Genomic DNA, 20,066 nt, shown 5'->3' with positions numbered 1-20,066 from the left:
TACGTTCCCGCATCTGCACATCTATAATCACGTTCCGTATTCGGGCGTGGTTACTTCAGTTTCTTCAAACTCGTAATCGCTTAACGGCGGGCAAGAGCAGATCAATGTCCTGTCACCGTAAGTATCATTTACACGACCAACAGATGGCCAGAATTTGAACTGCGATACGTAAGGTAGTGGGTATGCTGCTTTTTGGCGGGTATAAGGGTGCTCCCACTCGTTGCCAGTAATTACAGCGGCGGTGTGTGGCGCGTTCTTCAAGGGGTTATCTAATTTATCAGATACACCTTTCTGTACATCCTCAATCTCACCACGAATAGAGATCATGGCATCGCAGAAACGGTCAAGCTCGTGTTTAGGTTCAGATTCTGTTGGCTCTATCATTACCGTACCCGCAACCGGGAACGATACTGTTGGCGCGTGGAAACCGTAATCCATTAAACGTTTCGCGATATCAACCACTTCTACGCCAAAAGTTTTAAACGAGCGGCAATCCAGGATCATCTCGTGCGCGCAACGGCCTTTTGTGCCGGTGTACAACACGCTGTAATGATCTTTTAAGCGCGTTTTAATATAGTTGGCATTGAGGATAGCGTAACGGGTAGCATTAGTTAAACCGTCGCTGCCCATCATGGCGATATATGCATGCGATATAATCAAGATAGATGCAGAACCCCAAGGCGCGGCAGATACCGCGTGGATGGCTTTGCCGTTATCGATATCAACAACCGCGTGGCCTGGCAAGTAAGGCACTAAATGCTTAGCTACACCAATTGGGCCCATGCCGGGGCCACCGCCACCGTGTGGGATGCAGAAAGTTTTATGCAAATTAAGGTGACAAACATCGGCACCAATATTAGCCGGGCTTGTTAAGCCTACCTGCGCGTTCATGTTTGCGCCATCCATATAAACCTGGCCGCCATTTTGGTGAATTATCTCGCAGATCTCGATGATGCTTTCCTCGAACACACCGTGAGTTGATGGGTATGTTACCATTAAGCAGGAAAGTTCATTCTTATATTGCTCGGCTTTGGCTTTCATATCGGCAACATCGATGTTACCGTTATCGTCACATTTCACCACAACAATTTTCATCCCGGCCATAGCGGCTGATGCAGGGTTGGTACCATGTGCCGATGATGGGATCAATGCGATGTTACGGTGGCTGTCGCCCCTATCGTTATGATAAGCGCGGATAACCATTAAGCCAGCATACTCGCCTTGCGCGCCTGCGTTTGGCTGTAAGCTCATGGCTGCAAAGCCTGTAATTTCGCTTAGCCATTTATTCAGTTCGTCAAATAATTGCATGTAGCCGCCAACCTGGTCGGTTGGTGCAAAGGGATGCATTTTACTGAACTCGGCCCAGGTAACGGGCACCATCTCGGTAGTAGCGTTCAGCTTCATGGTACATGAACCTAAGGCTATCATCGAGTGGCAAAGCGAAAGATCTTTCGCCTCCAGCGCTTTAATGTAACGCAGCATCTCATGCTCTGAGTGGTGCGAGTTAAACAAACCGTGGGTTAAATAAGCAGAAGTACGTTGCAATTCGGCAGGGATAACACCCTCAACGTTTTTCTTAAGTGTTTCGTAGTTTGAGTATGCAAAGTTTTTGCCTTTAACCTTAGCAAAGAAACGTACAATGGTTTTGATATCCTCCGGCGATGTAGTTTCATCGATAGAAATAGTAGCTACCGTACCTTTATAGTTAAGGTTAAGCTCATTGTTTAACGCCTCGGATTTAACCGGGCCGGCTAATGCGCCAAGCTCAACTTTAATAGTATCAAAATATGTATCGTTCAATTGCTCGTAACCAAGTTCGGTTAGCGAGTTAGCCAGCAACACCGCTAAGCCGTGGATGCGTTGGGCAATCAGTTTTAAGCCTTGCGGGCCATGGTACACGGCATACATACCGGCCATAATAGCCAGCAGCGCCTGCGCGGTACAAATATTTGAGGTTGCTTTATCCCTGCGGATGTGCTGCTCGCGGGTTTGCAAAGCCATACGCAAAGCGTAGTTACCCGCGCTATCAATAGTTACACCTATGATACGGCCCGGAATAGAGCGTTTATATTCTTCTTTAGTGGCGAAAAACGCGGCATGCGGGCCACCAAAACCCATTGGTACACCAAAGCGTTGCGTGCTGCCAACAACTATATCTGCACCCCACTCACCCGGAGGGGTAAGCAATACCAGGCTCATAATATCGGCAACAACCGTTAGTTTAATGTTTTTGGCGTGTAGCGCGTTAGCGAAATCAGTGTAGTTATACACCGCGCCGTTACCTGCAGGGTATTGTACCATAGCCCCAAACATATCGTCGGTTAGCTGAGTAGTGGCATGGTTGCCTATCTGCAGTTTTATGCCGTAAGGCTCGCTGCGGGTCTTTAAAATATCGATGGTTTGCGGGAATACTTCTTCGCTTACAAAGAAAACGTTTGCAGCGGTATTCTTACGCAAGCTGTATTGCATAAACATGGCCTCGGCAGCGGCGGTACCTTCATCTAATAACGATGCGTTCGCGATTTCCATCCCGGTAAGGTCAATAACCATGGTCTGGAAGTTTAACAAAGCCTGTAAACGGCCCTGCGCAATCTCCGCTTGGTACGGGGTATATTGGGTGTACCATCCCGGATTTTCCAAAATATTCCGCTGAATTACACCTGGTACGATCACATCATAGTAACCCTGACCGATGTACGATTTAAACACCTTGTTTTTTGAAGCTGTTTGCTTAAGCGTGTTCAGATAATCGAACTCGCTTTTGGCAGGCGGCAGGTTAAGCGGGGCTTTCAACCGGATCTTAGCCGGCACAGTTTCGTCTATCAGTTCGTCAAGCGTATTTACACCGATAGTTTTTAGCATTTTATCAGTATCGGCCTGGTTGGGCGCTATGTGCCTTTGCTGGAATTTTTCCTGGTAATCTATGTTCAGCTTCATTGAAATGGGTATCCCTTAAATTTACCGCAAAGGTACAAATTAGCGGTTGAATAACAATTGGGTAATACGATAGTGACACTGGTTTTACAAGCTACTATCCTATAGATCTTTGTACGTAAAACACCTCCTGTTAAACTAACTGGCGCAGGTACATTTGCACAGTATTTTCTAACCCATAGTATAAAGCGTCGCTTATCAAGGCGTGGCCTATACTTACTTCGTCAAGCGCAGGGATGTTTTGCGCAAAGTATTGCAGGTTTTGCAGATCAAGGTCGTGGCCGGCGTTTATGCCGAGGCCAAGTTTATGAGCGACTTCGGCAGCTTTTATATACGGCGCAACGGCTTCTTCTTTATTTACCGGGTATTGATGGGCGTAGGCTTCGGTGTAAAGTTCTATCCTGTCTGTACCCGTTGTGGCGGCAGCTTCTACCATTTCAGTAACCGGGTCTACAAATATGGATACGCGGATGCCGGCATTTTTAAACACCTTAATGATATCCTTTAGATAATCCTGATTTTTAATAGTATCCCAACCATGGTTAGATGTTATCTGCCCCAAAACATCGGGCACCAGGGTTACCTGCTCGGGCTTGGCGGCCAGTACCAGGTCAATAAATTTTTGCTCCTGGCAATTCCCTTCAATATTAAACTCGGTGGTCACTATTTTCTTCAGGTCGAACACATCCTGGTAGCGGATATGCCTTTCATCGGGCCTGGGGTGTACGGTGATGCCCTGCGCCCCAAAGCGTTCGCAATCTTTAGCAACCTGTACCAAATTCGGGTTATCGCCGCCGCGTGCGTTACGCAGCGTAGCAATTTTATTGATGTTGACAGATAAGCGGGCCATAGTATGCAGTGTTTGTGCAAATATCACTATTCCATAAGTAACAATAAAAACATATTTATGATTGGCCCATAAACAAGCAAGCCCCGGTTTGCACCGGGGCTTGCTAATATAATAAGTAATCCTATTTAAGCGGCGGGAATTTCGCACCGTCAAAGATACTTTTTTCGGCAGCCATTTTCTCCACTTCGTCCCATTTTCTTGGGGCATCTAATGACAATATGGTGCCTTTGTCCTTTCCAATAACTACATCATCCTCGATACGTACACCGATGTTCCACCATTTTTTATCGCACTTGCTGCCGGCAGGTATATAGATGCCGGGCTCAACGGTAATCACCATGTTTTCTACCAGGTTACCGTCATACGATCCTTTATCGTGTACATCGAGCCCCAAATGGTGAGATACACCATGCGGGTAATAGGTACGCAGTTCTTTGGCATCTTTTATGATACCCAGTTTGATAAGTCCGGCCGCTAATACCTCCCCTGTTTTGGCTTCAAGCGAAGAATATGGCACACCTGTTTTACACATTTTAAACACCTCTTCCTGCGCGTCGTAAACTATCTGATAAATGGCTTTTTGCTCCTCGCTGAATTTGCCGCTTGGCGGAATGGTACGGGTAACATCTGCCGAGTAGCCGTGGTATTCCGAACCTACATCAAGCAGTACCAACTGGTTGTTTAGCATTGTTTCGTTATTCTCTTCGTAATGCAAAATGCAGGCATTTGCGCCTACACCAACAATTGGCGGGTAACCTTCATCTTCGGCACCATATTTTTTGTGCACGTATAGCAAAATGCCTTCCAGTTCGCGCTCGCTCATGCTCGGTTTTACGGCACGCATCACTTCGGCATGTGCAATAGATGACAGCTGTACAGATTTGCTTAGCAGCGCTAATTCTTGGGGCTGTTTAACACCTCGTAAAGCAGTTGTGTATTCACCAAATAAGCCGGCATCACCATATGTCGCCGCTATTTTCGCCTTAACGCCGGCTAATGTCGCAGAGTCCGGCTTGGCTAACAACTCCTGGATGATGGCGCTATTCTTATGCGCTTCGTCATTAGCGCGTGGTTTTATGTAGGCCACTATTTGCGGCAGGTTTGCAGGGCGGGCATATTTGGTAATAATATCCAGATCGGCCTTTAAGCCTTTACCAACAGCAACTACACCCGCTTTGGTTTTGAAGGTGCTGATCAGTTCCTTAAGATCGCCGCCGGCATCTTCATTAAGGTCATCATAAATAACGGTTTTAAATTTTTTAAAGTCTATAGGGAATTTAGCGAACTCGCCGCTATTGTAAACGCATTTAAAGCCTAACTGGGTTTTACCACCCTCAACACCTAAACGGCGGCCTGTCCACTGCTCGCGTTGCGCATCGCGCTTGCGCACAAAAAGCACTTCGTTATAGCTGGTATCACCCGCGCCCTGCAGATCTTTAAAAACCAGTAACGCGGCATCCGGCTCTTTATAGCCCGAGAAATAATACATGTCGGGATTTTGATGAAAAACATAATTTACATCGTTAGAGAAAACCTGCTCGGGGTAGGAAAATATCACCGTTACCGAATTTGCGGGCATCATTTTGCGCAAAGCCTCGCGCCTGCCGGCATGGAACTCTTTGGTCAGGTAATCTTTAGGGATGTTTTGGCTTTCCTGCGAAAATGCCGTTACCGCGCCCAGGCACAATACTGCCGCTACGATAGTTTTTTTATTGATCAGTTTCATTGTAATAAGGTGTTAAAAACGGGATCAAGTTACAAATAAAATCAAACTATGCCGATAGCCTAATGATAATCTATAATAACGTAAAGCAAGCGGCGTTTAACTATTAATTAATCTCCCCAATGGATATTGGAAACTATTGATTCGATATATTCGTATACCTTAACAACAGCAGCAGCAACGTGAGCAACTCCCCTAAACCAGCCAACGAAATTGAACGCTTAAAGGCGCTGGACGACTATGATATATTAGACACGTTAAGCGAACACGAGTTTGACCGCCTTACCGAGCTGGCCTCTATAATTTGCGAGGTACCTATTTCGTTGGTTTCGTTATTGGACGAGCACCGCCAGTGGTTTAAATCGGCCGTGGGTTTGCCGGTAAAAGAAACCCCGCGCGATGTTTCCTTTTGCCGCTACACCATTACCGATGCCCAGTTTTTAGAAGTGAGCGATGCCACTCGCGATATCAGGTTTCAACACAACAGCCTGGTAACCGGCGGCCCCGAGATCCGCTTTTATGCGGGCTACCCGCTGATAGACCCCGACGGTTACGCCCTGGGCACGCTTTGCGTTATAGACCGTAAACCACGCACGCTAAACGAAAACCAAAAGCGCGCGCTGCAGCTATTATCTGAAGAGGTTATATCCCTGATAGTTGAGCGCCGTAAAAAGCAGGACCTGAAGAACTTTGAGAAGCTTTTTCAAAACTCAAACGACCTGATCTTTGTGGGTGGTATGGATGGCTTTTTTAAGCGCGTTAACCCGGCCTTTACCAAAATTTTGGGATGGAGCGAGCGGCATATGCTTACCACGTCTTCATTCGAGTTTATCCACCCAGATGACCTAACAAAAACCGAAGCTCAGCTTAAGGGCATGATGAGCGGGAAGGAAACCACCAACTTTTTGCAGCGCATGAAAACCATCGATGGCGATTATAAAACCATTGAATGGACATCTACCCCCGAAGCTTTAACGAGTCATATTTTTGGCATCGGGCGCGATGTAACTGCCATTGTACTAAAAGATAAGTTTCTTGCGGAAAGCGAAGAAAAACTACGTGTGTTTTTCGAAAATTCGCAAGGGCTAATGTGTACGCATGATGTGAACGGTAAATTCCTGTCGGTGAATGCAGCGGGCGCAGGTATATTGGGTTATATGGCAGATGAAATAGTTGAATTGAGCCTTTTTGATATTGTACCTAAAGACAGGCACGGATTTTTAAACGCTTATTTAAAAGAAATAACCACAACGGGCAAATCGTCGGGCCAGATGCTTACAAAGCACAAAGATGGCAGCCTGAAGGTTTGGTTATATAATAATACACTGCAAATATCCCCGCGCGAGGGAACCTATATTATTGGCAATGCCATTGATATTACCGAACGCTATCGCCTTGAAAAAGACCTTGAGCGTACCAAAGAAATGCTGGAGCAAACCAACCAGGTTGCCCGCGTAGGTGGCTGGGAGGTTGATATTTTACAGCAAAAGGTTTACTGGACATCTGTTACCAAAGAGATTCACGGCGTGTCTGCATACTATGAACCCCAATTAGAAACCGGCATTAACTTTTATAAGGAAGGCTACAGCCGCGACCGGATAACCGCCGCTTTAAATAAAACTATTGCCGATGGCACCTCATGGAACGAGGAACTGCAGATAATTAATACAGATGGCAAAGAAGTTTGGGTACGTGCCCTGGGCAACGCCGAATTTAAAAAGGGTGTTTGTGTTAGGCTATACGGTACTTTCCAGGATATAAATGATTATAAGAATGCCGAGCTTGCCCTCAAAAAATCGATAGAAACACAAGAGGCGCTTAACCTTGCACTGATAAAACAGATAGAACTTGTTCAGGAGCAGGATAAAACCATCGAAAAGATCCAGGAGTTTAAGTTCCTGGCGGATTCCATACCACAGATCATTTGGACATCGAGCCCTGATGGCACCATGGATTACTATAACAAGCATTGGTTTGATTATACCGGGCTTAGCCTGGAGGACACCTTGCTTTACGGTTGGGAGCCGGTGATACATCCTGATGATGCACCTAAAGATTATGCAGACTGGCATCATTCGTTAGCCACCGGCGAGCCTTATAAATCCGAAGTCCGTTTCCGCAGGGCGGAGGATGGCGTTTATAAATGGCATAAATCTATGGCGCAACCCATGCTTGCCGCGGATGGTACGATATTAAAATGGTTTGGGTCCTGCTATGATATTGACGAATACAAACGCGCGCTGGATCTCGAGAACCGCATTAGCCAATATGAAGATTTTAACCGGATTGTGGCGCATAACCTGCGCGGCCCGGCAGGTAGCATCCGCATGATATTAAACATGATTGGCGATAGTGCGGACGATGAGGAGAAGGATGAGTTTTTGCAGATGCTGAACCAAAGCAGCGAATCCTTGAATGAAACCCTGAATGAGTTGATGCGCGTATTAGAAGTGCGTAACAGCAAAAACATCGCTTACGATACCTGCGACCTAAACGAAATGGTAAAGGTTACCGATGCCATGCTTAAAGGCCAGATGATGGAGAAGAAAGCGCGAATCACTACAGATTTTGGGGTAACCAGCATGCAGTTCCCTAAAATGTACCTCGAGAGTATTTTTTACAATATGGTGAGCAACTCGCTTAAATACAGCAAGCCGGATGTGCCGCCTGTTATTAACATCACCTCGGCATTGGTAAACGGCCACGTTACCCTAACTTTTGAGGATAACGGCTTAGGGATAGATTTAATTAAGCACGGCAACGATATGTTTAAACTGAACAGCGTTTTCCACGCCGGGCACGATAGCAAGGGCATTGGCCTGTTCATGACCAAAACCCAGATAGAAACCTTCGGCGGGAAGATCAGCGTAGAGAGCGAGCCAAATATTGGCACGAAGTTTACCATAGTTTTTTAATGCCCTACACCTGCCCAAAATGCGACCGTGAATTAACCAGGGAAAGCCAGTGGCACCACTGCGCCCGCATAAATCTTGATGACCTTTTTAAAGGAAAATCTGACGAGCTTGTACTTACGTTTGATAAACTCCTTGCCGAGGTTGCCGACTGGCCCAACGTATTGGTAGGCGTTACCCCAAACTGCATTACCTTTGTACACAGGCAAACCTTCTTCGTGATCCGCCCCATGCAAAAGCAGCTGGAGTTGAAATTTTACTCGGCCACTAAAATAGACGAACCACCCATCATCAAAAGCATAGCAGCCACATCAAAGCGCTTCCAAAACCACATCCGCCTAAGCAATGTAAATGATTTGCGCCCGCAGTTATTTGCGTGGATAAGGGGATCGTATGAGATGTTGTAATCAAGTTTGTCATCCTGAGCGATAGCGAAGGATCTATCCTGGAACTTTGCATCTTTGAAATACATGTAGGCTATTAGATGCTCGCTATCGCTCCGCATGACAAAGAGGATATAACCAAAAAAGGGACATAGCCTTAGGCCATATCCCTTTTTTAATATGTATTGGTGGCGCTATTTTGTCAGTTCACGAAATTTTGAAACAACTGATTATAAGCTATTTGCAAAACTTAACCGGCGTTCACGGCCGTGAACGTGAACATTTAGCACCTATTTCTTCTTAATAACGGTAGTATTCCGGTTTAAACGGACCTTCAACAGTCACGCCGATGTACTCCGCCTGGTCCTGGTCTAAAACTTCCAATTCAACACCAATTTTTTCTAAGTGTAAACGGGCAACTTTTTCGTCAAGATATTTAGGCAGGGTGTAAACTTCGTTTTTGTAAGCCGCGCCGTTAGTCCAAAGTTCTATTTGGGCCAAAGTTTGGTTGGTGAAAGAGTTACTCATTACAAAGCTTGGGTGGCCTGTAGCACAACCTAAGTTTACCAAGCGGCCTTCTGCTAATACAATAACATCTTTACCGTCTATAGTATATTTATCAACCTGTGGTTTAATTTCGATTTTGCTGTTGCCATAAGCTCCGTTTAACCAAGCCATGTCAATCTCGTTATCAAAGTGACCGATGTTACAAACGATAGCTTTGTCTTTTAACGCGCGGAAATGCTCTTCGCGAACGATGTTTTTGTTACCTGTTGCAGTAACAACAATATCAGCTTCTTTAATAGCAGTGCCTAATTTTTTCACTTCGAAACCTTCCATAGCTGCCTGTAGAGCACAGATAGGATCTATTTCGGTAACGATTACACGTACGCCAGAGTTACGCAAGCTATCTGCAGAACCTTTACCAACATCACCATAACCACAAACAACAGCAACCTTACCGGCCATCATCACGTCAGTAGCACGGCGGATGGCATCTACCAATGATTCGCGGCAACCGTATTTGTTATCAAATTTTGATTTGGTAACAGAGTCGTTTACGTTGATGGCAGGCATTGGCAATGTACCGGCTTTCATACGCTCGTATAAGCGGTGTACACCTGTAGTAGTTTCTTCAGATAAACCTTTAATCTCGCCGATAAGCTCAGGGAAACGGTCTAAAACCATATTGGTTAAGTCGCCGCCATCATCCAATATCATGTTTAACGGTTTGCGGTCTTCACCAAAGAATAATGTTTGCTCTATACACCAGTCAAACTCATGCTCGTTCATACCTTTCCAGGCGTAAACAGAAGTACCAGCGGCAGCGATTGCAGCAGCGGCGTGGTCTTGTGTAGAAAATATATTACATGACGACCAGGTAACTTCGGCACCCAGTTCTATCAAAGTTTCAATTAAAACGGCAGTCTGGATGGTCATGTGTAAACAGCCTGCAATACGTGCGCCTTTTAATATTTTGGCCGGGCCGTACTCTTTACGTAAAGCCATTAAACCCGGCATTTCTGCCTCGGCCAATTCAATCTCCTTACGGCCCCACTCGGCCAGTGAAAAATCTTTCACTTTATACTTAACGTATGCAGTTTCTACTGTCGACATAATATTAGTTTTTATGAAATGCAAAAGTAGTGAATATAAATATCCAAAAGAAATTGGATACAATAACATTACAGGGCAATTGCACAACCTGTTGTGGTAGCAAATGAGCTTTTAATAAATGCAACAGGTATATGCTTAGCTGCTTACATTCTTTGTAGAGAATTGCTCGGTATAAAAAATCATGAACAGGAACATCACACTTGATGCCACAGCCCAAAAAATGTTAAACGCAAATAAAAACTGGTCGCTATTGCTGCGGGCCTCGCCATCTAAGAAAGGGTAAAGCATTACACAGGCAAAGGAGATACAATAAGCCACCGCTAAAACTATCAAATACCTTATTGGCGCCGATAGCTGCCGTTTGTACAGCAAAAATAAACAACCCGCAATGCCAAGGTATTGGCAAATGTCCTTTAGGTTACTCATTTGAATGTAGTATAACCCGCTGTGGCTACCTTGTATTAAAAAATAGTAACCAACACGGGTTAGTATTATCCAAAAACAAAGTACAGCTATCCTCATTATGCGCAGGGGGTAAAGTAACCGTCGTTGTCGCAGCTACCGCAACGGCCGGCGTGGTCTGCTTCGCAACGCTCCTTGGGGGTAAGATCGCCTTTGTTTTTAGCCAATAGTTCTGCAGATACTACGATTACCTTGCCTGTTTCTTTAGGCTTTTCTTGTTTTGAGTTGTCTTCCATTTTATGAGGGTATTAATTTACGCAGCTAATATAACTAATTACAGTATCCTCAATAGTGATAAAACAAAAAACCTATCTGCAATAATTACAGATAGGTTTTTTGTTTACATATTTAAGCTTAAATACTGTTTGGGGTTAACCGGGTGCCCATCCTTGCGGATCTCGTAATGCAGATGCGGCCCGGTTGAGCGGCCTGTGGAGCCTACCTTACCTATCAGGTCGCCTGCGGTTACCCGCTGGCCTTCTTTCACATTAATTTTTGACAGGTGGCCATACCATGTTTCGATATTATTAGCATGGCGTATTTTGATGCAGTTACCATAACCGCCCGCCTTGCCTGCAAATACTACCCTGCCGCTTGCGGTACATTTAACCGGGTCGCCGCGATGGCCGGCAAAATCTATCCCGGGGTGAAACTCGCGCCCGCCAAAATCAAAAGGGTTACCGCGCGCCCCAAAGAACGACGTAAACGAGCTTAGCCTTGGGTAGCCCATAGGCATATAAGCGATGTTGTTTACCAGCTTATCCAGGTAGTTGCTAAAATCCGAGTATAACTTAGTGTCGCTTTTTGGTTTCTCGGCAACGTTAAGGTTACGGAACGACAAACCACGCAAACCGCGTTTGCTCATGTAATTATTTATCGTTTTTAATTTGGATTGAATATCTTGAATATAAGATACAGCCTTGCTGCGGTTGCCTTCTTTTTCGGCGTTTACCAGCAATGCGTCTTCCGATTCTTTGTCGATCTGCCCTTGTAATGCAGCTACCTGCGATTGCAGCCTGCTGTTTTCCTGCCTTTGCTGTAACGATTGTGTGTTTAAGCGCGTGATTGCCGTCATTAGTACCATAACTACAATTAGTACGGCGGCTACAGTTACTTTTAACGAATTAAAGTGCTTGGCTTTTACTTGTACAATACGCGGTTGGGCGTCGTTTTTTTTCGTAATAAATCCCATACCTAAATCTTTAATTTTAAGTTCATTCTATAGTTTTAATTAGGGTTAAAACACTTAGTATGCAATATAGCGATCTCCGTCATAACATCCTGCTCGCCTACTCCCTCTTGCTATTATAACGGAAACGTCAATTATTACGGATTATTCTGAACAAGGGTTATTTTTATTTTGAAATTGGTACTTTTGTGCTGAAAATAAGCGAAGTAAATTATGTACCCAGAATATTTAGTTGCCCCAATGAGGGAAGAATTAACCAAAGTTGGTTTCGAAGAGTTAAAAGATGCTGATGCAGTTAATACAGCTATTAAAGGCGAAGGAACTGTATTTGTAATGGTAAATTCGGTTTGTGGTTGTGCTGCTGCTAACGCGCGCCCTGCTGCACGTGCCGCTGCTGCTAACCAAAAACACCCCGACCGCCTGGTTACTGTTTTTGCAGGTATGGAAACCGAAGCAGTTAATGCCGCCCGTAACTTGATGCTGCCTTACCCTCCGTCATCGCCGTCAATGGCTTTGTTTAAAGATGGTAAATTGGTTCACATTATAGAGCGCCACCAGATTGAAGGCCGCCCTGCACAAATGATTGCCGACAACCTTATTGGCGCGTTTGAGCAATACTGCTAATTAGATCAAGACTGTAAAAGTCAGGAAACAAGATAAAAAAGGAAGCCCGATGCGATTGCACCGGGCTTTTTATTTTTCAGTCCTGATTCTTGTCTCTTGGTTCTTACATTCTGCTTAGTTAGCGTCGGTTATTTTCAGGTTCTTCCAATCGCCGGGCGAGCCGTTGCCAACCCAATAGGCAATTTTAGTGCCGCCGGTGCTTACCAATGGCTCCACCTGTAGCATAGCTTTGGGGTTACCGTTAACATACACTTTCACATTTTTGGGGTCGATGGTGATCCGCACATTGAACCATCCGTTAGGATCGGGCGCCGGGGTAACCGCCTGTTCATATTTATTCGGGAATTTCTCCCTGAGTAGAGGCCAATCGTATTTTGGGGTGGCAATGTATTGCACGCCGTGGCTTCTTCTTACAGCATCGTCAGCCTTAAAATTAAACGGCCTAAAATAAATGCACTCGTACGTACTATCGTTTAAGCCGTGGTAAGCTATCCCTACAAAACTGCCCTGCAATTTATCGTTGCCTTTAACGTCAAACTCAATTGTGCCGCTTTTAAAATGCCTGTTATTGATCCACGCAAAACCGGCATTGTCTACCTCATTCAAGTGCAGGCTTCCATCGGCACCAAAACTTAATTGACGATTAACAACGGTTAGGTCGCCCACTTTTGGCAATGCTATTTGGGCAAAGCAATTGTTGGCACACAGTATAATTGCGGCAACCAGTAATGTTTTATATATTTTCATGATGGTAAGTTATTCGTTGTATTTATTCTATCCTTTTTGCATCGTTTACACCGCCTTGGTAAATTCGGCAGGTTACAACTGCACCCTTATCATTTTTAATAAATTCTATCTCAACCGGGACAGTTTTCAAAAAGAATTTATTTTGCGCTTCTGCAAAAATATCAAGTTTGCCCTGCCCTGTAGCCTGTGCATATAATTTATTGCCGTCTCGGGTTATAGAAAGGATCCGGCCCGGGTTCATTTCGTATTTCCCTACATATGTTTGCAAAATTGTGCTGTCTACCGCTACTTCTTTATAAACTTTAGAATGGTATAAACCTTTAAAGTTATAGACTTTGGCTACGCTGTTTATGATCTCGTTCATAATAGCGCCATCATCAGAGTTCACCATCACCACCACCCCGTTACCGCCCTCTAAACTACCGAAATACTGGCAACGGAAGCCCTCGTTCGCACCACCATGTTCAAAATACTTAGTTCCATCCATGTCATTTATAAAAACGCCCAAGGCTGCCGACTTATCCATGTAAGGTGTAAGCCGTAGTTTTGTGTTGGCCTGGTTAAGTACCTTGCTTGATTTGCCCTGCAAGGCCAATTGTGTTTCGATAATATATTTCGACAGATCGGCAGGGTTGGTCCATAAACCGGCGGCAGCCTGTTCCGGGTAAACATTGTATTTACTTTTCATTTCGCTGCCATCACCACGGTAACCTTTAGCCAGTAATTCGGGTTTGACATCAACAGGTGGTTGCGCGTAGGTACTGCTTACCATACCCAAGGGTTTTAGCACATTTTGATACATAAACTGATCATAGGGCTGGCGGCTTATATCCATCAGCATAAGTTGTGATACAGTGATGCCACCACCCGAGTATTCGGAGCGTAACCCTGGTGCAAACATGGAGCGGACGGGGTCTGAGTTTGCAGGTTTTTTACCATTTAAGATCTGTACAATAGTTGGCAAAGTATCTTTAGTGCTATAGCCTTCAAAGCCATGCACGGTTAACCCGGCGGTATGGCTCAGCAGATTTTTTGTGTTGATGATCTTGCCTTTAGCGACAGTATCATAAGGGAATTTCCAGGTGGTTAAATACTGATTTATATCTCTATCCGGATCCAGCTTACCATCCTGCACAAGCTTTAATATACCAACACCGTTTAACGATTTACTGATGGATGCCGCCTGAAAAAGGGTTTTATCGGTAACGGGTACCTTACGGGTAGCGTCGGCAAAGCCGTAGCCTTTAGTCCATTCCATTTTATAATTACGTATAACCGCGATGGAAATACCATTTACTTTATAATGAACCATTCGGTCCTGTATGGTCCATGGCCCGTCACCTTCGGTTTGGATCAAACCCACCAGGTTTTTCTCAACCAGATTTATATTTTTCTGAACCGAATCGTTAACTGCCGTTTGGCCATTTGCGGCAGATGCGACGGCCAACAGCAGCAGCAAGGCGTATCCTGTTTTTTTCATAATTATAATTTAAGGTTATGACTACTCTGCCCGCAGGCTATTAACAGGGTTTGATAAAGCTGCCTTTATAGCCCTGAAGCTTATGGTTACTAAAGCTATTAATAAAACGGCTAACATGGGCAATACAAAAAACCACAGGCTAAACTGAATCCTAAACTGGTAATTTTGCAGCCATTGGTAACTGCCCCAATATGCCAGCGGCAGGGCAATAAGGTTTGCTATAATTATCAGGCCAATAAAATCCTTTGTTATCAGCATTAAAATATTAGGTATCGATGCCCCCAGTATCTTACGGATCCCTATTTCTTTTATGCGTTGCGATAAGGTAATAAGCGTTAAACCAAACAACCCTAAACAGGCCACAAAAACCGCGAACCCCGAAAACAGGCTAAACACCTGCCCAAAACTTTGTTCGGTTTTATATTGCTGGTTAAAAAACTCATCCAGGAAAAAGTAATCGAAGGCGGCACCGGTAAAAACGCCTTTATAAGTTTTTTGTACCTGGCCAATAGTGCCGGCCATATCGGCGCTATTTACTTTCAACTCATAATGTGTAATGCTCGATGGGTCTATCTCTCGGAACACAATAGGCGTAAACGCATCTTTTAATGATGTTTGATGAAAGTTTTTGATAACGCCCACAACTTCATTTTCAAACACACGGCCCCTGCCATTTTTTGTTCGTACTATTTTACCAATGGCATCCTGCGGGCTCTTAAAGCCTAATGATAACAAGGCCGCCTCGTTAAGCATCATGGGCTGCCGGCGGGCCATAAAATCAAACTTAAAATTATCGCCGGCAATTAATTTCATTTTAAACTGGGAAATAAATTTTCCACCGATCTCAAATGTCGGCAACCTCACATTTTTTCCCTCCGCACCTATCTCCGGGCGGCTGTACGACATAACATAATCAATGTTTTGCCCCGGTATGCTTGATGATGAAGTGGCGCTTTGGATACGCGGGTTGCGCAAAAGTTCAGCTTGAAAAACACTGTCTTTAGCTGCGTAATTAGTGGCCGCGGCATCATCTGCCCTTACAATTTGCGGTGCCAGTACAATCAGGGTTTGTTTCATATCCATGCCCTGTTTGGCATTTTTCATGAAACTAACCTGCCGGTATACTACTAGCGTACCTATCATAAAAGTTATAGTGGCAGCAAACTGGAAAACAACTAATGATTTACGCAGGGTGATATTACCCCCCATATTCGGGAACTTGCCTTTTAAGATCTGTATGGGTTTGTAATTAGACAGCACCAGCGCCGGGTATAATGCCGATAGTATAATGCCGGTTATAATAATGCCGGTAAAACTTAAAACAAATACAGGCCCTTTCCAAAGGGTAAATTGCATGTGTACACCACACAAAGCACTAAACCATGGCATGGCTATAACCACTGCAATAACGGCTATTACAATACTAAATACATTGATAAGTGCCGACTCGAACAAAAACTGGATTACAAGTTGGATGCGCCGCGAACCCAGCACCTTACGGATGCCTACCTCTTTGGCCCTCTCGATTACCTTAGCGGTAGAAAGATTTATATAATTTATATAGGCGATAAGCAGGATAAGGGCCGCAATAATACCCAGGTACCACACCATTTTGCCGTTACCGCCTGCACTTATATCTTGCGAAAGATTGGAGTATAAGTGAATATCCTTTAGCGGCTGTAAAGAAAGGCGGATATTGCCAATATTGGTTTTACCTAAAGTAAAGCTAGCGCTTGGGTTGCCATCGCTAATGTGCTTGTGCATAAAAGCCGGCAACCTTGCCTCAAAAGCCTGCCGGGTTGTATTGGGCGAAAGCAAAACGTAGCTATAAAAGTCGGGATAGATCCAGTCGCCTGCTTTTAGGTCCTGAGATACCAGGAAATCAAACTGCAGGTGCGAGTTTGCAGGCACGTCGCGGCAGATGCCGGTAACCGATGCCGTAATATCTGTGCCCGAGATCTGTTGCTGTATTTTGACGGTTTTACCTATGGCATCCTGGTTACTAAAGTATTTTTTCGCCGCAGATTCCGTCAGCACAACCGAATTGGGGTTGTTAAGGGCGGCCAACGTCCCCTTAATCATAGGAAAGGTAAACACTTTTAGGAACGATGCATCTACCATGTAAAGGCGGCGTTCGTTAAAAGCCGTCACTTCGCCGTTAGGTTGTTGTGCACTTACCTGGCCTTCCAGCTTTGACACCCTTGCAACTTCCTGTACATCCGGGAAATCGGCCTTTAACGCCGGGCCAACCGCCGAATAGGTTTTGGCCAGGTTCTCGGTTAAATTACCATCGCTATAAGCCTCGTGTTTTACCCGGTAAATATTAGCCCCGTTTTTCTGAAAATTATCGTAGCTAAGCTCAAAGCTAATGTATTGCACAATTAGCAAACAGGCCATCAACCCGATAGCCAAACCTGCTATATTGATAAGCGAAAAAACTTTCTGATGCAACAAGATCCGCCAGGCTATTTTTAAATGATTTTTAATCATACTATTTAAAATTTTAGCTATTTATTTAAATCCGCTTACTCCGTTTTTAAACTTTTTACCGGGTTGGTAAGCGCTGCTTTTATACTTTGGTAGCTCACCGTTAAAATGGTGATACCGATTGCGCCTACCGCGGTAAGGGCGAAGATCCACCAGGAAAGTTCGGTTCGGTATTTATAATCCTGCAGCCAGCCATGCATAAAGTAATAAGCGGTTGGGATGGCTATCAGCAGGGCGATACTCACCAGGATAATAAAATCTGTAGACATTAAACGCCAAAGGTTAAACACCGATGCGCCCAATACTTTGCGCACCCCTATCTCTTTAACGCGCTGCTCGGCCATGAACGATGCCATGCCAAACAAGCCCATACAGCTGATAAAAATAGCAAGCAGGGTAAAAAAGCCAGCCAGTTTGCCCACACGCTCTTCGTTAGCGAATTTCTTATTATACTCGTCATCTACAAACTTATAGTCGAAGGGGCTGCCGGGGTCGTACTGTTTAAAAACGCTTTCTATTTTAGCCAGGGCATCGCGTGTGCTTACGTTTGGTTTGATGCGGATAAGTGCCATGCCCTCTAACCTGTTACTCAAGAAATAAATGCTGGGTTTAACGGGCTCATAAGGCGACGACATCACCATATCCTTTACTACACCAATTATCTTAAATTTTGTGTCCCACCCTACTATCTCGCCCACGGGGTGTTTAAAGTTCATGAACTTAGCCGCCGCTTCGTTAACGATCATGGCTGTGCTATCGCTTACGAAAGCGGTAGAAAAATCGCGGCCTTCCAATATTTTCCATTTAGCAACTTTCCCGTAACCGTGGGTTAAGCGAATGGTGGCAAAATCGTCCTGCAGGTCGGGGGCTTTGCCGCGCCAGTTTAAACCGCTGTTGTTTGAGTAAACATCGGTAAGCGGGCTGCCCGATTCTGCCATTTCTTCGATGGTGCCGCTTTGCAGCAGATCGTTACGTACAGCGGTAAAGTTTTGGTGGATATCGTCCGATTTCATGTTGATCTGCACAACACCTGAACGATCATACCCAACCGCCCGGTTCTTGGTGTGCTGCACTTGCAGGAAAACCACTATAGTACCAATGATCAGCGTAACCGAAACCGTGAATTGCAGCACTACTAATATCTTACGCGGCAGCGCGGCAAAACGGCCTGCTTTAAATGTGCCTTTCAAAACCTTAACCGGCTGAAACGACGAAAGATAAAATGCAGGGTAACTCCCTGCAATAATCCCGGTAAGCAAGCTAAAGCCTAAACCCAGTAGCCAGAACATAGGATTTGCCCAAAGCACACTCATTGTTTTATCTGCCACCTGGTTAAACCACGGGAGTATCAGTAGCACCAATACAATCGATAAGATGAACGCGAACGCCACCACCATCAACGACTCGCTGAAGAACTGGGCTATCAACTGGCTGCGTAACGAGCCTACCGTTTTACGGATGCCCACTTCCTTCGCCCGCTTCTCTGACCGGGCGGTACTAAGGTTCATAAAATTGATACAGGCCAGCAATAATACAAACGTGCCAATGATACCAAACATCCAAACAAACTGGATAGCGCCCCCTGTATTTAAACCATCTTTAAATTCGCTGTGCAGGTGCCATTTATCCATAGGGTGTAAAAACACAACCGGTTTAAATGAAGCACCAACCTTATCGCCGGCAAGGGCGATATTTTTCTCCTTAAGGCCTTTTATACGTGCGTTTACTTTCGCTATATCGGAATTATCATTTAACTGCGCGAAGATCTGGAATGAGTTGTTTCCCCAACGTGTTAACGCACGTTGCACCCAATCTTGAGACGAAATGTACAGGTCCCACGGCAGGATGATCGTCAGTTCGTTAAAGGAACTGTTATGCGGGATATTTTCGTACACACCCGTAACCTTAACCAGTTGCTTGTTATCAAGTTTTAAGGTTTTGTTCAACGGGTCGTCGTTCCCGAAAATGATCTTCGCAACTTTTTCTGACAGGAGAATAGATGATGGGTCTGATAAGCCTGCGCGCGTACCTTTCAGCATTTTTAGCGACAGCATGTCGGGCGCATCAGCCTGCATAAAACTGCCCTGCTGGGTTATCTTTTTATCGCCCAGGGCCAGTATATGTTCGTAATTCCAGCTGGACATTACGGTGTATTTAAAATCTTTATCTTTTCCTGTATAATCGCTTTTAAGCATCGTACCCAGCGGGATAGGCATAGCTATCTGGCTACCTACCTTACCGTTAAAGGTTTGATGCTGCCATACCTGCACAATTTTGCTATGGTTATCAAAGTTCTTGTCGTACTGCAACTCATCCCAGATCCAGAGGCCTATCAACATAGCAACCGCCATACCCACCGAGAGGCCGGTTACATTGATAAATGTGTGCGCCTTGTTTTTAGTAAGGTTGCGCCACGATATTTTCAGATAATTTTTGAACATGATAGTAATAGTTTAGTTGGCAAACCGTAGCAAGCAAGCTTGCTACGCAAGGTATATAATAACATACGTGCCAATTTAATAAACTATTGATAATCAATTAATTAATACTATTAAGAATTTAACAACCGTTCGTAAACGGACGGTGAACTGTGCGGTTATAAACGTAGTAATGAACAGGTTAACTGATGCCGGACAAATCGAAATAACAAACCCGGTT

14 protein-coding genes are annotated in these 20,066 nt (G+C 44.8%); 3 read left to right on the top strand and 11 right to left on the bottom strand.

What is annotated here, in order from left to right; all coding sequences use genetic code 11:
- Positions 1 to 27: 27 nt before the first annotated feature.
- The 3 genes from gcvP to ABIB39_RS06095 all read right to left on the bottom strand — a co-directional run bounded on the left by gcvP (position 28) and on the right by ABIB39_RS06095 (position 5,510).
- A complete protein-coding gene (gene gcvP / locus ABIB39_RS06105) occupies positions 28 to 2,937 on the bottom strand; it encodes an aminomethyl-transferring glycine dehydrogenase (protein ID WP_354428213.1) in 2,910 nt (969 codons plus the stop codon).
- 130 nt (positions 2,938 to 3,067) lie between these two features.
- On the bottom strand, positions 3,068 to 3,784 hold the full coding sequence (locus tag ABIB39_RS06100; RefSeq protein WP_354428211.1) for a pyridoxine 5'-phosphate synthase: 717 nt from the start codon (positions 3,782 to 3,784) through the stop codon (positions 3,068 to 3,070).
- Positions 3,785 to 3,905: 121 nt separating this feature from the next.
- Entirely contained in the window at positions 3,906 to 5,510 is a 1,605-nt protein-coding gene (locus ABIB39_RS06095; RefSeq protein WP_354428209.1) for an aminopeptidase P family protein, read from the bottom strand.
- 179 nt (positions 5,511 to 5,689) lie between these two features.
- On the opposite strand from ABIB39_RS06095, the gene ABIB39_RS06090 reads away from it, so the two are divergent.
- A complete protein-coding gene (locus ABIB39_RS06090; RefSeq protein WP_354428207.1) occupies positions 5,690 to 8,422 on the top strand; it encodes a PAS domain S-box protein in 2,733 nt (910 codons plus the stop codon).
- Positions 8,422 to 8,826 carry a DUF5655 domain-containing protein gene (locus ABIB39_RS06085; RefSeq protein WP_354428205.1) on the top strand — a complete coding sequence of 135 codons (405 nt, stop codon included), beginning with the start codon at positions 8,422 to 8,424 and terminating at the stop codon, positions 8,824 to 8,826. The genes ABIB39_RS06090 and ABIB39_RS06085 overlap by 1 nt, the downstream gene beginning before the upstream one ends.
- Before the next feature lie 276 nt (positions 8,827 to 9,102).
- Here ABIB39_RS06085 and ahcY read toward each other — a convergent pair whose 3' ends face one another.
- The 4 genes from ahcY to ABIB39_RS06065 form a co-directional block, all read right to left on the bottom strand.
- Positions 9,103 to 10,419, bottom strand: coding sequence for an adenosylhomocysteinase (ahcY, locus tag ABIB39_RS06080; RefSeq protein ID WP_354428203.1), 1,317 nt, complete (start codon positions 10,417 to 10,419; stop codon positions 9,103 to 9,105).
- Between the two features lie 135 nt (positions 10,420 to 10,554).
- Positions 10,555 to 10,845 (bottom strand): hypothetical protein, encoded by a 291-nt coding sequence (locus ABIB39_RS06075; protein WP_354428201.1) that lies wholly within the window; start codon positions 10,843 to 10,845, stop codon positions 10,555 to 10,557.
- 95 nt (positions 10,846 to 10,940) lie between these two features.
- Positions 10,941 to 11,117, bottom strand: coding sequence for a hypothetical protein (locus ABIB39_RS06070; RefSeq protein WP_354428199.1), 177 nt, complete (start codon positions 11,115 to 11,117; stop codon positions 10,941 to 10,943).
- Between the two features lie 104 nt (positions 11,118 to 11,221).
- Positions 11,222 to 12,073, bottom strand: coding sequence for a peptidoglycan DD-metalloendopeptidase family protein (locus ABIB39_RS06065; RefSeq protein ID WP_354428198.1), 852 nt, complete (start codon positions 12,071 to 12,073; stop codon positions 11,222 to 11,224).
- 210 nt (positions 12,074 to 12,283) lie between these two features.
- On the opposite strand from ABIB39_RS06065, the gene ABIB39_RS06060 reads away from it, so the two are divergent.
- Positions 12,284 to 12,694 carry a BrxA/BrxB family bacilliredoxin gene (locus tag ABIB39_RS06060; RefSeq protein WP_354428196.1) on the top strand — a complete coding sequence of 137 codons (411 nt, stop codon included), beginning with the start codon at positions 12,284 to 12,286 and terminating at the stop codon, positions 12,692 to 12,694.
- Between the two features lie 114 nt (positions 12,695 to 12,808).
- On the opposite strand, the gene ABIB39_RS06055 is transcribed toward ABIB39_RS06060, so the two are convergent.
- The 4 genes from ABIB39_RS06055 to ABIB39_RS06040 are packed head-to-tail and all read right to left on the bottom strand — an operon-like array spanning position 12,809 to position 19,849.
- Entirely contained in the window at positions 12,809 to 13,441 is a 633-nt protein-coding gene (locus ABIB39_RS06055) for a 3-keto-alpha-glucoside-1,2-lyase-like domain-containing protein (RefSeq protein ID WP_354428194.1), read from the bottom strand.
- A 22-nt stretch (positions 13,442 to 13,463) separates the two neighbouring features.
- Complete coding sequence (locus tag ABIB39_RS06050; RefSeq protein ID WP_354428192.1) at positions 13,464 to 14,921, bottom strand: serine hydrolase; 1,458 nt, start codon at positions 14,919 to 14,921, stop codon at positions 13,464 to 13,466.
- A gap of 21 nt (positions 14,922 to 14,942) precedes the next feature.
- Entirely contained in the window at positions 14,943 to 17,411 is a 2,469-nt protein-coding gene (locus ABIB39_RS06045) for an ABC transporter permease (RefSeq protein WP_354428190.1), read from the bottom strand.
- Between the two features lie 35 nt (positions 17,412 to 17,446).
- Complete coding sequence (locus ABIB39_RS06040) at positions 17,447 to 19,849, bottom strand: ABC transporter permease (protein ID WP_354428189.1); 2,403 nt, start codon at positions 19,847 to 19,849, stop codon at positions 17,447 to 17,449.
- Between the last annotated feature and the right edge of the window lie 217 nt (positions 19,850 to 20,066).

This window comes from Mucilaginibacter sp. UYP27 (genome assembly GCF_040547175.1).
In the GTDB taxonomy this organism is placed as follows: domain Bacteria; phylum Bacteroidota; class Bacteroidia; order Sphingobacteriales; family Sphingobacteriaceae; genus Mucilaginibacter.
Note: the sequence above shows the minus strand (reverse complement) of the source record. Positions and strands in the feature narration are given on the sequence as shown.

What these genes read in the sequence shown, in the direction of transcription:
- ABIB39_RS06055 (WP_354428194.1), bottom strand. Translation starts at nt 13,441, where the DNA reads ATGAAAATATATAAAACATTACTGGTTGCCGCAATTATACTGTGTGCC.
- ABIB39_RS06065 (WP_354428198.1), bottom strand. Translation starts at nt 12,073, where the DNA reads ATGGGATTTATTACGAAAAAAAACGACGCCCAACCGCGTATTGTACAA.
- ABIB39_RS06040 (WP_354428189.1), bottom strand. Translation starts at nt 19,849, where the DNA reads ATGTTCAAAAATTATCTGAAAATATCGTGGCGCAACCTTACTAAAAAC.
- ABIB39_RS06100 (WP_354428211.1), bottom strand. Translation starts at nt 3,784, where the DNA reads ATGGCCCGCTTATCTGTCAACATCAATAAAATTGCTACGCTGCGTAAC.
- ahcY (WP_354428203.1), bottom strand. Translation starts at nt 10,419, where the DNA reads ATGTCGACAGTAGAAACTGCATACGTTAAGTATAAAGTGAAAGATTTT.
- ABIB39_RS06075 (WP_354428201.1), bottom strand. Translation starts at nt 10,845, where the DNA reads ATGAGTAACCTAAAGGACATTTGCCAATACCTTGGCATTGCGGGTTGT.
- ABIB39_RS06045 (WP_354428190.1), bottom strand. Translation starts at nt 17,411, where the DNA reads ATGATTAAAAATCATTTAAAAATAGCCTGGCGGATCTTGTTGCATCAG.
- gcvP (WP_354428213.1), bottom strand. Translation starts at nt 2,937, where the DNA reads ATGAAGCTGAACATAGATTACCAGGAAAAATTCCAGCAAAGGCACATA.
- ABIB39_RS06070 (WP_354428199.1), bottom strand. Translation starts at nt 11,117, where the DNA reads ATGGAAGACAACTCAAAACAAGAAAAGCCTAAAGAAACAGGCAAGGTA.
- ABIB39_RS06085 (WP_354428205.1), top strand. Translation starts at nt 8,422, where the DNA reads ATGCCCTACACCTGCCCAAAATGCGACCGTGAATTAACCAGGGAAAGC.
- ABIB39_RS06095 (WP_354428209.1), bottom strand. Translation starts at nt 5,510, where the DNA reads ATGAAACTGATCAATAAAAAAACTATCGTAGCGGCAGTATTGTGCCTG.
- ABIB39_RS06060 (WP_354428196.1), top strand. Translation starts at nt 12,284, where the DNA reads ATGTACCCAGAATATTTAGTTGCCCCAATGAGGGAAGAATTAACCAAA.
- ABIB39_RS06050 (WP_354428192.1), bottom strand. Translation starts at nt 14,921, where the DNA reads ATGAAAAAAACAGGATACGCCTTGCTGCTGCTGTTGGCCGTCGCATCT.